Below are 13768 nucleotides of genomic sequence, written 5' to 3'. Positions count from 1 at the left end.
TGATATAAGTAGGAGGAAAAACAATGAATGTGACCGTTACGGACGCAGCATATGCGAAAATAAAAGAGATGATTCCAAGTGAAGCGAAATATATAAAATTATTTTACGATACAGAAGGGTGCGGCTGTGTGATGAGTGGGATTATTGATTTAGTCGCTGTATCGGAAAAAGATGAGCGCGACATAGACATCTCATCAAACAAGTTTCAGTTTATTGCTGATCGGACGAAGCTTGTTTTTATGGATGATAACTTGACTGTTGATTTCTCTGAATCGGGAGGAAGCTTTCAATTAAAAAGCCCAAGTCAATATTATAATCCGAATATGAAATTGCATGTTCGGGTGTAATCCATGAAAAAGAAGAAAGCAGATTATCTTTGCTTTCTTCTTTTTTGCGTTAAGATTTAGGGATGAGAGTGTTCATCTACTGACTCTAGAATTGTTTTTTCTTGAATAGTTGTTTCTGGTGAGGAATCACCGCTTTGGAAGAGGTAGAAAGATAGAACGCCAAGAACAACGAGAACTAAAAAGAGAAATAAAAAGAGGAAAAGTACAATAAGAATGCTTCTTCGTTTTCTGTGTTGTTGCTTAGATATTTGCTTTTCTGTACTCATATCAAACCTCCCTTACATGCTAAAACCTTATGCGTATTTAGCGGGTTGTATTCTCCAAGTACTTTTTCTGTACTGATATGTATATTCCTCTTTTACACATACGTAAGAAGGAGTTGCAGCATATGTCTCGAAACTTAATGAAGTAAAGTATCAGACATAGCGGGGGAAAGAGATGAAAAAATGGGGAATTGAACTATTACTTTTATGTGTTGTAATTATATGGGGAATCAATTATACAATTGGAAAATACGGTCTTGTCGAATTAACAGCGATCCAATTTACAGCCATTCGCATGGTTACTGCGGCGCCGCTGTTATTGTTGCTAACGTTTTATATAGAAAAATCGCTTTATATCGCATGGAAAGATATCGTAAGGCTTATTTTTGTTAGCATGGTTGGGATTACGTTGTATCAAACACTGTTCATGGAAACGATTCAATATACGTCTGCAACAAATGCATCGTTATTAATCTCGATTTCTCCTATTTTTACAACGATGTTTGCTGTATTTTTGAAAGAAGAGCAGTTTTCATCACGTAAACTTGTTGGATCAGCCATTGCGTGTATCGGAGCTGCGCTTGTATTACTTGCTGGGCATTCTCTTGTACAATCTTTTTACGGGAATGCAATTGGGATTATTACTTCGATTTGTTGGGGATTGTACCCTGTTTTAGCAACGCCGCTTATGAAAAGATATTCCGCTTTGCGTGTAACAGCATGGGCGTCAGCAATTGGTGCGGTGCCGCTTGTATTTTTGAGCGGTTGGCAAATTGTTCAGTTGCCTTTTACGATTGAGCACGGTAGTACATGGCTTTCACTGTTCTATTCGATTTTTCTTGTTACTGTATTTGGGCTTGTGATGTGGTACGTTGGGATTCAAAAAATTGGAGCATCTCATACGATGGTGTATATGTACATTACACCGTTTGTAGCGGTTTTATTTGCAGCAATATGGGCGAGAGAGCAGTTATCTTTGCAACAATTGATTGGCGGATTGATTATTTTTCTTGGTTTGTGGTTTGTAAAGTCAGAGAAACGGTTACCTGTAAAAGAAAATATTTCAAAATAAGAAAGCAGATTAGATCTGCTTTCTTATTTTTTGATTCTCGGTAAAAAAACAAGATACAAGATAGCTATAATAAATGGAATCCAGTTGAGGGAAGGAAAGTGGAAATAAGTAACGAGAATCATACCGGTGAGAAGAACGCTGAGGACAGCATAGAAAACACTATGCTTAGGTGTATACCAATATAATGTTAAGCCGACGAGAGCCGGGATAACGAAATGAATAAGAGCGATGAGAAAGAAGAGCAATGGAAGTCCCTCCTTTATTGTGTACTTACTATATAATATCCATATTTTGTTAAAATGATAGCTAATTTTATAAAAAATGTTTGGAAAAACGACACAATTCGACTCGTTATTTACGATAGAAGTTTTGTATAATGTTAGTTCTTAAATGTATTTTAACAATATAAACACTATCAAAATAGTTGAAACTATGTAAATCCATTTTGCTTTTTCAGCATATAAGTCGAGATGACCTGCTTTTATATTGCATGTAGTAGGGAATCGATTACATACTTTTACTCACCTAAAAAGTGGTTTTTATGTTTTTAATTTGGATGATATTTGATATAGAAATTTTGCAGCAAAGGAGCCACAACATGATTAACATGTCGTTACAAACATTTAAAGTACAAACATATTACATTTTAGCACTGATGATGCTCGGCTGGGCATTTACTCCTTTTTCTCCGCACTTTTTAGGAATCGGTCTTGGTTTTCTTGTGAGCACGTATTGTGTTTGGATTTTAGGACGCCGCATTGAAAAAATCGGAGAGAGTATAGTGAAAAAAACGAAATCACCAACTCTTGGGATGATAAACAGATTTGCAGCAGCGATACTTGGTGCCATTATTATGTACGAAATTGAGCATCATATGGTGATGTGGGCATTTGCTGTTGGGATTATGGGCGGATATATATTAATTGTAATTAATTTAGCATATTACAGTATGAAAGATGCTAAGAAATAGGAAAGAGGCTTGCGAGATTATTCGTAAGCCTCTTTTATATGTAAGTATGCGCGATTACAAGAAAACGTGGGCTTTGTCGGTGAGTACTTGTTTTCTTGCAATCACAACATACTTATTCACATGATTTAGGATATTTCACAGTAAAGTTAGGTTAGGCGATTGGACCGCCAAGGTTTACAACTGTTTCAGAAACAGTATCAAATTTCTTGAAGTTTTCTTTGAACTTATTAGCAAGTTCAGTTGCTTTAACTTTGTAAGCTTCTTTATCAGTCCATGTTTGTTCTGGCATTAATACTTCATCAGGTACACCAGGAACATGAAGTGGTACTTCAAGACCGAAGATATCATGTTTTGCTGTTTCAGTGTTGTCAAGCTCGCCGTTTAATGCAGCTTGCACCATTGCGCGTGTATGACCTAAGTTCATACGTTTTCCAACGCCGTATTCGCCGCCAGTCCAGCCAGTATTCACTAAGAACACATTTGCATCATGCTTCTCGATTTTTTCACCAAGCATTTCTGCATAGCGAGATGCATCAAGCGGTAAGAATGGAGAACCGAAGCATGTTGAGAATGTTGCTTGCGGTGAAGTAATACCGCGCTCAGTTCCTGCTAGTTTACTAGTGTAACCGCTTAAGAAATGATACATAGCTTGCTCTTTCGTTAATTTACTAATTGGAGGCAATACGCCGAATGCATCAGCAGTTAAGAAAATGATTGTATTTGGATGACCTGCAACGCTAGGTAACACAATGTTATCAATTGCATCAATTGGATAAGCTGCACGTGTATTTTCTGTTAATGCAGTATCATCGTAATCGGCAATGCGTGTATGCTCATCAAGCACAACGTTTTCTAAAACAGAACCAAATTTGATTGCGTCAAAGATCTGTGGTTCTTTCTCACGAGATAAGTTCACACATTTTGCATAGCAACCGCCTTCAATATTAAACACACCGTTATCAGACCAACCGTGCTCATCATCACCAATTAATTTACGGTTCGGATCAGCAGATAATGTTGTTTTGCCTGTTCCAGATAAACCGAAGAATAAAGCAACATCGCCTTCTTCGCCTACGTTTGCAGAGCAGTGCATAGAGAAAATATCTTGCTCTGGAAGTAAGTAGTTCATAATAGAGAAGATTGATTTTTTCATTTCACCAGCGTATTCTGTACCCCCGATTAACACGATACGCTTTTCAAATGAAACGATAATAAATGTTTCTGAATTTGTGCCGTCAACTGCTGGATCTGCTTTAAAGTTTGGTGCAGATACAATTGTGAACTGTGCATCATGGTCTTGTAATTCTTCTTCAGTTGGACGAATGAATAGTTGATGCGCAAATAAGTTATGCCAAGCATATTCATTAATAACTTGAAGAGGAAGACGGTAGTTGCGGTCTGCTCCTGCAAATCCTTTGAACACGAATAGTTCTTCTTTATCTTTTAAGTATTCCAGCACTTTTGTATATAATTTATTGAAATGTTCTTCAGAAATTGGTTGGTTCACAGATCCCCAAGCAATTTTGTCCGTAACAGATGCTTCGTCTACAATAAATTTATCTTTCGGAGAACGTCCTGTATATTTTCCTGTTGAAACAGAAACTGCGCCAGTAGAAGATAATTGACCTTCTTTTCTCATTAATACCTTTTCCGTTAATTGCGGAACGCTCAATTGAACCTGTGCATTGCTTCCGTTCAATAGTTCATGTAATCCAATTTGGACATTCGCAGTACTCATATTTATATACCATCCTTTATTTGATTTATGAATATTCATCGTAATCCCCACTAAAAGTATAACACAATCATATAAATAATGTATACTATTTATTTGTTTTTTGTTTGTGTTATTATATTATTTTTTCCATAAATTTCTGCCCTGAAAAACTTATAGGAATATGTGTATTTGGATTGACAAATGAAATTCATTTCTTTAGTATAGTTGAGGACGGATACTCTCTTATTCCGAGCTGGCGGAGGGACAGGCCCTATGAAGCCCGGCAACCTCACTTGTATGAAAGTCAAACAAGTGAATAGGTGCTTAAACCTGTGCGAGGCGAATAGTCTCGAACGATAAGAGCGAAGGGCAAAAAGCAGTATGCAAGTAGCAAATACAACCTTTCCTCTAATAGGGAAAGGTTTTTCTTTTGTACTTGTATGGGAAAATACATGAATGTCGCAGTTTGTGGCAAATTAAGGATGAGTTCCGTACAATATATATCATTACTGTAGGGAGGTTTACCACATGACAAAAAAACGTCATCTGTTCACATCTGAGTCTGTAACTGAAGGACATCCAGATAAAATTTGTGACCAAATTTCTGATTCTATTTTAGATGCAATCTTATCAAAAGATGCAAACGCACGTGTAGCTTGTGAAACAACAGTAACAACTGGTTTAGTATTGGTAGCGGGAGAGATTACAACTTCTACTTATGTGGATATTCCAAAAATCGTTCGTGAAACAATTCAAGGAATCGGTTACACTCGTGCAAAATACGGATTTGATGCAGAAACTTGTGCAGTTTTAACATCTATCGATGAGCAATCTGCTGACATCGCAATGGGTGTTGACCAAGCGTTAGAAGCACGCGAAGGTCAAATGACTGACGAAGAGATTGAAGCAATCGGTGCAGGCGACCAAGGTTTAATGTTTGGTTTCGCATGTAATGAAACAAAAGAATTAATGCCACTTCCAATCTCACTTGCTCACAAATTAGCTCGTCGTTTAACGGAAGTTCGTAAAGATGATACATTACCATACTTACGTCCAGACGGTAAAACACAAGTAACAGTTGAGTATGATGAAAATGGTAAACCAGTTCGCGTCGACACAATCGTAATTTCTACGCAACATCATCCAGAGATTGCTTGGGAACAAATCGATCGCAACTTAAAAGAATTTGTAATTAAACCAGTTGTACCAGCTGAATTAATCGATGAAGAAACAAAATTCTTCATTAACCCAACAGGCCGCTTCGTTATTGGTGGACCACAAGGCGATGCTGGTTTAACAGGTCGTAAAATAATCGTTGATACTTACGGCGGATATGCTCGTCACGGCGGCGGTGCATTCTCTGGTAAGGATGCAACAAAAGTTGACCGCTCTGCAGCATACGCAGCTCGTTACGTTGCGAAAAACATCGTAGCATCAGGACTTGCTGACAAAGCAGAAGTACAACTTGCATACGCAATCGGCGTAGCACAACCAGTATCTATCTCTGTTGATACATTTGGCACTGGAAAAGTATCTGAAGAAGTATTAGTAGAACTAATCCGAAGCAACTTCGATCTTCGCCCAGCTGGCATCATCAAAATGTTAGACTTACGTCGCCCAATTTACAAACAAACAGCAGCTTACGGCCACTTCGGACGTACTGATGTAGATCTATCATGGGAACGTACAGACAAAGCTGAAGCTTTAAAAGAGCAAGCTGGTCTATAATATAGGAAGAAAAAAGCTTTGCGCGTGTGCGCAAAGCTTTTTTTATTTATGGAAATACATAAAGTGAAACTTTAATCAGTGGGGGTTTTTTCATCCCCCACTGATTATTAGTTGAACCAATCGGGCTTTTACAGGCAGTTTATCTCCCACCTAACTTCTTTGCTTTCGCCGAATTTTGAGGTGGGAGTATTACTGCCCGCGAATAGCGGGATAAAGTTTTCTTTATTAGGTAAGTTCAAATAATAAGCAAGACGGATTGACTAAGTTATATGGTCGTTTCACAAAAACTGCGGTTGGTTTCATTCATTTTCATATCAATAAATCAAACTTTATTTATTGAACGTTACTTTCCCTTTAACACCATCCACTTTTATCTTATCGTTTTTAGCGCCTAAGATTGTTACGTTTTTTTCAATACTATTGATATCGGCTGATCCATCTCCAATCTTAGCACGTACTGACCCGTTAATATCTTTAATAACAACAGCTCCATTATTATTGTCAACATTGATATCAGATGACGAATTAGAAATATTAACTTTCCCATCCCTATTTGTTACACTTACAATTCCTTTAACATTGGAAATGTCTATATTTCCATTAACATTAAGTATGTTTATATCTGAATCCAGTTTAGAAACTTTAATATCTCCGTTTCGATGGTTTTCTTTAAATTCTACTTTTACGTTTTTAGGTACTGAGAGTTTCACATCAACCCAAGTTTCACTATTGCTAAAGAATTGCCCATCAAAAGAAGTATTTAAGTTGGCAACTCCATTTTTTTCTGAAAGATCTAGTTTTAATTTGTCTATGCTGATTCCTTTTGCTTTTGCATGGATAGAAGCTTCTATTTTATTCGATGTAGAATTTGTTGAAATATCAATATTACCATTACGATTATCTAGTGTTAACTTTTTAATATTAGAGGCTGGTAATGCCAGTTTTTCTTCTTTTGTTTCACTTTCAGAACTTGAACAACCAGTAAGAATTAAAGTGATTAATGTACCAAAAATAATTAGCTTTTGTTTCATTTTTCTTTCCTCCAGTCTTTAATAAAAAATTTAAACAACATCTCTTTTCACAAAGATTGGATACGAAACTAAGTGCATAATGAGTATATGAATTAAGATTAATATTAAGGAAAAGCTTAAGGTCATTCCTTCTACAGGTGGACTCTCATATATAAAATTCGATAAATCTGTATTAGAGAAGATAAAATATTGTGTCCAACTGAAACCTTTTAATGAAATGCTCATAACAAAACCTGCAATTGTTATTAAAAGAGAAAACACGATAGAGAATGTTGAACTTTTAAATGCAGCTGAAATCATAAATGCTAAAGTTGCAACAATAATTAAGAAAGGAATTTTAAAGAGTAAGCTACCAATTAGTGCTTGAAGGACACTTGTTTTTTGAACGACTTGATCTTTGACAAATAAGTAGTCGCTGTTTATGCCATCAAACCCTAAAAGAATACCACTAAATATAATGGAAAGAATAAATGTGATTCCGACTAGATATAGTCCAAATAATAAGGTCGAAATATATTTAGAAAAATATATTTCTGTACGAGTAGCAGTTCGAGTTAATAGAAATTTAATCGTTCCGGATTGAAATTCACTTGCGACACTTTCACCAGCTATTATTAAGGTAAGAATAGAAATCGCTACTAAAAAATTTGTACTTTGTCCAATTGTAAAGAACCATGCATTGTTTTCTGGTTTTATATTGTTGTCAATGTAATACTTATTTAGTAAAAATTTTTTTTCATTTTCGAGTATTTCCAGAGGTAATGTTTTAGATTCTTTTTCAACTTTAAGTAATGCATTTTCTTCTATAAGGGAGGTTTTCCAATCATCTCCGTAGTTAACTTGATGAGAAAATTTCACATTTAGAAATTGCACCAGAATAAATAGAACCATAACTCCTATCATTACCCACGTTCTTTTACGTTTAAAAGTTTTCATGTTTTCATTCTTGATTAGATTAAGCATTACGTAGTTCATCCCCTGTCATTTCAATGAATTTGTCTTCTAAAGTAGTTTTAATCGTTTGAACACCATAAACATTTACTCCACTTCTTGCTAACGTATCACTAATTTCCGGTATATGTTCTTTACTAATTGTAATATTGATCATATTTTGGTTTGTCACAATTTCTGCTCCTACTAATAACTTTTGAAGTACAGGAATAGCTAAATCTGTTCGGTCTACTTCAAATTGAACACAACTTATCTTTTCTTTTGTAATATCTTTGATGTCATGTAAACCTATCATATAGCCCTTATCAATAATGGCTATACGGTCACACATCATTTCCATTTCAGCCATTTGGTGACTTGATACAACAATTGCTACATTTTCACTTTTGGCTAGTTTCTTTAAATGAAGTCTTAAATCACGAATACCTTTAGGATCAAGTCCATTTGTAGGCTCATCTAATAGCAGAAGTAGGGGCTTGTGTACTAAAACAATCGCAAGAGCGAGCCGTTGTTTCATTCCTAAAGAATAAGTCGAAACTTTGTTATGAATACTTTTCTCCAGCCCAACTAAAGATACAACCTCATTTAATCGTTCGTTAGGGACATTGGGTGTCATTCGAGAGAAATGAAGCAGATTATCATAGCCGGATAAAAATTTGTACAAATCAGGGTTCTCAACAATTACTCCTACATGTCTCATTGCTTCTTTAAAATTGTTATCTACATTTTTTCCATTGATTTCAACTGTTCCGCTAGACTTTGAAATTAATCCAACTATCATTCTAATTGTAGTAGTTTTTCCAGCGCCGTTTGGACCGAGGAGTCCAAGTATTTCTCCTTCATTCACATCAAACGACAATTCATTGACAAGTATTTTTTTTTTGATTTTTTTAGTTAAATTACGTACTTTCAAAATACTCATTTTTTCATCTCCTTATGTAAGAGTCGTGTTCTTGGTTATTAACGTATCAAAATGAGTGTAATAAAGCACAGTGACAAAATGTAATAACCTTGCTATGATAAAAATATGATTATGGAAAATATATACATAAGGTGAAGTTTTTTTAGTGGGAGGTGCTTATACAGTTGATTTCAGTACAAAATAAATTACTTTGGCAGCATTGGCTAATCGTATTCATTCGTATCTTTTGGATCGCTGCAGTTGCAATTTTAACGTATCAAGATAATCCTACATTTCCCTTTGAAAGTGTTTTTTGTATGACATTAATACTGTATGTCATACCTGTAATATTATATAAAATTCGATATGAACTATATGTATTGGCTGAGATCATATTAGTGGGAGGGCTTTCGCTTTATCTTGCATATACGTATCATTTAGCACAGTTTTTTTCTCCTGCAATTTTAACATTGGCATTTTTTTGCCGTGGAAAAGCTAATTTCTATACATTACCTTTAACAATTATCGTTTATATATTCGGAGTTTTCTTGAATTTTGATTATAAATTAAATCATTTGTTCATAAGTCTGTTTGACGTTCTTTTCATTTATAGTGTTGGACATGTGTTACAGAGAATTGTTTTTTCTATGGATTCAATTAAACAAAAACTCGAATTAATTAAAGAGAAGAATGCGATTTTAGAACAATATTCTTCACAAGTTGAAAGAATGACCCTGCTTGAGGAAAGATGTAGAATGGCGAGGGAATTACATGATACTGTTGGTTATAAATTTACGTCAGTTATATTAAGTATGGAAACTTTAAAACCTCACTTAACTACTCAAGAAGGTCAAAAAAAATTACAAGATATATTAGATATGTCACGATCTGGATTAGAGAGTATTCGAAGACAAATTCATGAAATGGATCCATTAGAAGAGGAATTAAATTTAGATGTATCGTTACTTAATATTATAGAAGAATTTAAAAGCAACACACACGTTGATGTTGTTTTTCGAACAATTGGAGAGCAGTATACGATAGCGAAAAAAGTTAAAATGGCTTTTTGTCGTTGTTTACAAGAAGCAATGACAAATGCAACTAGACATGGCGAAGCAGAGTCGATACAAGTTCTTCTGCAATATCATAAAAGTCATGTCATGCTTCAAGTACAAGATAATGGTAAAGGAATAGAAAATATCCAAGAGGGATTTGGCTTATCTGGAATGAGAAATCGTTTAAATGAATATCAAGGAAGCTTGTACATAGACTCTCAAAAGAATGTAGGAACCATTGTAACTTGTGTAATTCCAAGCTTAAATATAGAGAAAACTTCTATTCAAGATAAAATAAATATACTGATAGTAGATGATCAATCTATAATTTTAGATAGCTTGGAACTTTTATTAACCGAATATACTGACTTTGATGTTGCAGTTGCGAATAGTGGAAAACAGGCTTTAGAAAAATGTGAAGAAAATCAACCAGATATAGTTCTTATGGATGTACAAATGCCCGAAATGAATGGGATTATAACGACAGAAGAAATTAAGAGGAAATGGCCAAGTACGAAAGTTATTATAGTGACGACTTTTGAAGAATCCTCTAGTGTTTCTGAAGCGCTAAAAGCAGGGGCTGAAGGATATGTACTTAAATCTGCCACTCCCAAAGAATTAGTAGCGGCAATTAGATTAGTAAATTCAGGAGGGACTATGTTATCTCACGGTATTGCGAATCGTTTGTTTCACGCATACAACTCAATACCGAAAAAGTATCCCTATGAATTGACGCGACGTGAAATGGAGGTCTTAGGTGCTCTTAAAGAAGGACTTCGATATAAAGAAATTGCAAAAAAGTTGTTTTTATCTGAAGGGACTGTAAGAAACTATGTTTCTTCTATATATACAAAGCTTGAAGTTTCTGGAAGAAGTGAAGCTGTAAAAAAAGCAGAGGAGGAAGCTTTGCTATAAATGATACGGATAAAAATGTATGCGCAATCGGTGTAGCAAAACCAATATTTGATACATTCGAATAGGAAAAGTATGTGAAGAGGTATTAGTAGAACGAATCTGCAGAAACTTTGCATCATCAAAATGTTAGACTTACGTCGCCCAATTTACAAACAAACAGTAGCTTACGGCCACTTCGGATGTACTGATGTGGATCTTTCATGGGAACGTACAGACAAAGCTGAAGCTTTAAAAGAGCAAGCTGGTCTATAATATAGGAAGAAAAAAGCTTTGCGCGTGTGCGCAAAGCTTTTTTTCATTTTAATATTTACCAAAATGTTTATGCTTATAGGAATAAGTGTCAAGGTTTATCTTGTCATCCAGTAATGTTGTATGATAAGCAAGAACTCCTTTTTTTTCCTGTATCTCTAATTTTTTGATAGCGAAATGTGTAGATTGCATGAGGTTCATCTTTGTATATAACATCGATCAAATATCCAAACTTAAAATCATATCTGACTTCAAAATCTTTAAAATCAGTTTTCTTGTCCCCTTGCGAGAGTAAATAAGCTTCTACTTTATGAGCGATGTGATTTTTATAAAGTGAAACTTTAATCAGTGGGGGTTTTCTTCATCCCCCACTGATTATTAGTTGAACCAATCGGGCTTTTACGGGCAGTTTATCTCCCACTTAACTTCTTAAGAAAAGCGGAAGCGGCTCGTTCAGAATCGTAGGAAGTTGGAGCCCCTGACAGAGAGGCGCTTTTGGCCTCGTCCGAGGGGGCGAAACGACCGGAGATTCTAGCCGCTAGAGCTGGACTTTGCTTTCGCCGAATTTTGAGGTGGGAGTATTACTGCCCGTTAATGCGGGATAAAATGAAGTACCGCCCAAAAAGCAAATGATTACAACTATAATAAGAAAAGTAATCTTTCTTATTATAGTTGTAATCCCCTTTATAGCCTCTTAGTTACTTTCCTGTTTCTCTAATTTCCCAACACAAGAAGTGCAGTACACTTCGCCACCGAGCTCAATATATTTTTGCATGTTTGTCAAACCGCTTGCCGGATATTGTATATACACCCAAGAACGTTCATGTACTGCAATTTCCTTTCCACATGTTGTACACGTAGTTGATTTTTTACCAAACATAATTAGTCCCCTTTACGATAACGAATTCTTCCAGCACAAAAGGCTGAACATAGTAAAAAGAGCGTTCCAAATCCCCAGCCCCCAATTGCAGCATATGGTACAGCGTCTTTTAGTGCCATGCCAGCGCTAATAGAAGCGATGAATAGTAAAATGAATAACGTCGTTAATTTTCTCATTGTATCCATATGAAATGCCTCCCTTTGAAAACCTATATTTTTATTATAAAGTAAATTTTGGAAAATGAATGTTTTTTTGATAAAGAAGTGTGACAGGTCTCACATTTTTTTGTTGCCATATTATATATGATAAAATTTAGATAGGTTTATCAATGGGGAGGAAAAAATAATGAGCGTCACAGACCATAAAAAACAAGCACCAGCACAAGTTCGTTGTAAAATCATCACAATTTCAGATACACGAACAGAAGAAACGGATAAAAGCGGACAGTTATTAAAGGAGTTATTAATAGAAGCAAATCATCAAGTAACAGCGTATGAAATTGTGAAAGATGATAAGGAAAGCATTCAGCAAGCTGTCTTGTCTGGATATCATCAAGAGGATGTTGACGTTGTATTAACCAATGGGGGAACAGGTATTACAAAGCGTGACGTGACAATTGAAGCTGTTTCTCCATTATTAGATAAGGAAATCGTTGGCTTTGGTGAGTTATTTCGAACGATTAGTTATTTAGAAGATATCGGCAGCGCAGCGATGTTAAGCAGAGCGATTGGCGGGACCATTGGACGAAAAGTTGTCTTTTCGATGCCAGGTTCGACAGGAGCGGTGCGCCTAGCGATGAATAAATTAATTTTACCAGAGCTTGGACACATTACATTTGAGCTCAATCGCCAATGAAAATAGCAGGAATTGTATTAGCCGGCGGAAGGTCAAGCCGTTTTGGAGAACCGAAAGCATTAGCAATTTGGCAAGGAAAAACATTCGTTGAGCATAGTATAGACGCATTGAAAGAAGTTGCGGCAGACATTGTTGTCATTAGCCATCCAGACATTACAAACGATCTTTCACATATATTAAATGTGCCTGTTGTAGAAGATATCGAATTATATAAAGGAAACGGCCCGCTTGCTGGTTTCATAACAGGCATGGAATTTGTAGAAGCAGATTGGTACATCGTTGCACCATGCGATACACCAAATGTTTCGAAAGAGTGGGCACTGGAATTAATAGAACGAGCGGATGAACCATATGAAGCGATTGTTCCACTCGTTGAAGGACGGAAACAACCGCTTTTAGCGCTATATCATTATAAAGTAAAAGAGAAAATAAAACAGTTATTAAAGGAAGAAAAAAGAAGTATGCAGGGTTTATTATCGCAGTGTAACGTTCAGTATGTAGTGGTGGAAGAAACAGGTGTATTTGTAAATGTGAATACAAAAGAAGAGTATAACGAATTACAGAGGAAAAAGAGCTGAAATCAAACATACGATCATTAGAAGAGGATACTATGTCCAATATGAGGACGTAGATCCTCTTTTTTCTTACATTTTTTTAATCATTAAATAATACATCAATACTAACGATTGCTGAATCATCATCAGTTGGACTATTAATCAGTATCTCAAGGTCTAAGTAATCGTGCTCATTATGTAACTAAGTATTTTCAATATGAGGAATGTCTACAATTTCAACCATTATGGTAAATATAATAATTGAATGAATAACGGAAAG

Annotated in this window: 15 protein-coding genes, 1 pseudogene and 1 riboswitch; of the genes and pseudogenes, 8 read left to right on the top strand and 8 right to left on the bottom strand. The window is 35.6% G+C overall.

Going from position 1 to position 13768, the window contains the following annotated elements:
* Nucleotides 1-23: 23 nt before the first annotated feature.
* Nucleotides 24-347 (top strand): iron-sulfur cluster biosynthesis family protein, encoded by a 324-nt coding sequence (locus tag BR72_RS20290; RefSeq protein ID WP_035436181.1) that lies wholly within the window; start codon nucleotides 24-26, stop codon nucleotides 345-347.
* Nucleotides 348-403: 56 nt separating this feature from the next.
* Here the strand turns inward: BR72_RS20290 and BR72_RS20285 are convergent, their stop codons facing one another.
* Nucleotides 404-613: a hypothetical protein gene (locus BR72_RS20285; RefSeq protein ID WP_035436177.1), complete on the bottom strand. Its 210-nt coding sequence runs from the start codon at nucleotides 611-613 to the stop codon at nucleotides 404-406.
* Nucleotides 614-785: 172 nt separating this feature from the next.
* Here BR72_RS20285 and BR72_RS20280 point away from each other — a divergent pair, with 172 nt between their 5' ends.
* Nucleotides 786-1682, top strand: coding sequence for a DMT family transporter (locus BR72_RS20280; protein ID WP_035436172.1), 897 nt, complete (start codon nucleotides 786-788; stop codon nucleotides 1680-1682).
* A gap of 23 nt (nucleotides 1683-1705) precedes the next feature.
* On the opposite strand, the gene BR72_RS20275 is transcribed toward BR72_RS20280, so the two are convergent.
* Nucleotides 1706-1927, bottom strand: a complete 222-nt coding sequence (locus BR72_RS20275; RefSeq protein WP_035436169.1) for a hypothetical protein — start codon at nucleotides 1925-1927, stop codon at nucleotides 1706-1708.
* A gap of 353 nt (nucleotides 1928-2280) precedes the next feature.
* Here BR72_RS20275 and BR72_RS20270 point away from each other — a divergent pair, with 353 nt between their 5' ends.
* The gene (locus BR72_RS20270) at nucleotides 2281-2652 is read left to right on the top strand and encodes an ATP synthase subunit I (RefSeq protein WP_035436166.1); all 372 of its coding nucleotides are present in this window, start codon (nucleotides 2281-2283) and stop codon (nucleotides 2650-2652) included.
* Nucleotides 2653-2803: 151 nt separating this feature from the next.
* Here BR72_RS20270 and pckA read toward each other — a convergent pair whose 3' ends face one another.
* Nucleotides 2804-4390, bottom strand: a complete 1587-nt coding sequence (pckA, locus tag BR72_RS20265) for a phosphoenolpyruvate carboxykinase (ATP) (protein ID WP_035436396.1) — start codon at nucleotides 4388-4390, stop codon at nucleotides 2804-2806.
* Between the two features lie 219 nt (nucleotides 4391-4609).
* Nucleotides 4610-4732: riboswitch (SAM riboswitch) on the top strand.
* 165 nt (nucleotides 4733-4897) lie between these two features.
* Here pckA and metK point away from each other — a divergent pair.
* Entirely contained in the window at nucleotides 4898-6097 is a 1200-nt protein-coding gene (metK, locus tag BR72_RS20260) for a methionine adenosyltransferase (protein WP_035436162.1), read from the top strand.
* 329 nt (nucleotides 6098-6426) lie between these two features.
* Here the strand turns inward: metK and BR72_RS20255 are convergent, their stop codons facing one another.
* Genes BR72_RS20255 through BR72_RS20245 form a run of 3 tightly spaced genes read right to left on the bottom strand, consistent with a single transcriptional unit; the run spans nucleotide 6427 to nucleotide 9001 of the window.
* Nucleotides 6427-7128: a DUF4097 family beta strand repeat-containing protein gene (locus BR72_RS20255; RefSeq protein ID WP_035436160.1), complete on the bottom strand. Its 702-nt coding sequence runs from the start codon at nucleotides 7126-7128 to the stop codon at nucleotides 6427-6429.
* Between the two features lie 30 nt (nucleotides 7129-7158).
* On the bottom strand, nucleotides 7159-8091 hold the full coding sequence (locus BR72_RS20250; RefSeq protein WP_035436159.1) for an ABC transporter permease: 933 nt from the start codon (nucleotides 8089-8091) through the stop codon (nucleotides 7159-7161).
* A complete protein-coding gene (locus tag BR72_RS20245) occupies nucleotides 8084-9001 on the bottom strand; it encodes an ABC transporter ATP-binding protein (RefSeq protein ID WP_035436155.1) in 918 nt (305 codons plus the stop codon). The genes BR72_RS20250 and BR72_RS20245 overlap by 8 nt, the downstream gene beginning before the upstream one ends.
* 164 nt (nucleotides 9002-9165) lie before the next feature.
* On the opposite strand from BR72_RS20245, the gene BR72_RS20240 reads away from it, so the two are divergent.
* Nucleotides 9166-10950: a helix-turn-helix transcriptional regulator gene (locus tag BR72_RS20240; protein WP_035436153.1), complete on the top strand. Its 1785-nt coding sequence runs from the start codon at nucleotides 9166-9168 to the stop codon at nucleotides 10948-10950.
* Between the two features lie 23 nt (nucleotides 10951-10973).
* Nucleotides 10974-11202 (top strand): annotated as a pseudogene (locus tag BR72_RS25935) (methionine adenosyltransferase domain-containing protein); the annotation flags it as partial.
* A 691-nt stretch (nucleotides 11203-11893) separates the two neighbouring features.
* On the opposite strand, the gene BR72_RS20235 reads toward BR72_RS25935, so the two are convergent.
* Together BR72_RS20235 and BR72_RS20230 are read right to left on the bottom strand one after the other, a co-directional pair.
* Nucleotides 11894-12079 carry a hypothetical protein gene (locus tag BR72_RS20235; protein ID WP_035436150.1) on the bottom strand — a complete coding sequence of 62 codons (186 nt, stop codon included), beginning with the start codon at nucleotides 12077-12079 and terminating at the stop codon, nucleotides 11894-11896.
* Between the two features lie 2 nt (nucleotides 12080-12081).
* Complete coding sequence (locus tag BR72_RS20230; RefSeq protein WP_035436148.1) at nucleotides 12082-12264, bottom strand: hypothetical protein; 183 nt, start codon at nucleotides 12262-12264, stop codon at nucleotides 12082-12084.
* Between the two features lie 160 nt (nucleotides 12265-12424).
* Here BR72_RS20230 and BR72_RS20225 point away from each other — a divergent pair, with 160 nt between their 5' ends.
* Together BR72_RS20225 and BR72_RS20220 are read left to right on the top strand one after the other, a co-directional pair.
* The gene (locus BR72_RS20225) at nucleotides 12425-12934 is read left to right on the top strand and encodes a MogA/MoaB family molybdenum cofactor biosynthesis protein (RefSeq protein WP_035436146.1); all 510 of its coding nucleotides are present in this window, start codon (nucleotides 12425-12427) and stop codon (nucleotides 12932-12934) included.
* A complete protein-coding gene (locus tag BR72_RS20220; RefSeq protein ID WP_035436143.1) occupies nucleotides 12931-13512 on the top strand; it encodes a molybdenum cofactor guanylyltransferase in 582 nt (193 codons plus the stop codon). The genes BR72_RS20225 and BR72_RS20220 overlap by 4 nt, the downstream gene beginning before the upstream one ends.
* Nucleotides 13513-13768 lie beyond the last annotated feature (256 nt).

Origin of the sequence: Bacillus sp. UNC322MFChir4.1 (assembly GCF_000746135.1) — a bacterium.
GTDB lineage: Bacteria > Bacillota > Bacilli > Bacillales > Bacillaceae_G > Bacillus_A.
Note: the sequence above shows the minus strand (reverse complement) of the source record. Positions and strands in the feature narration are given on the sequence as shown.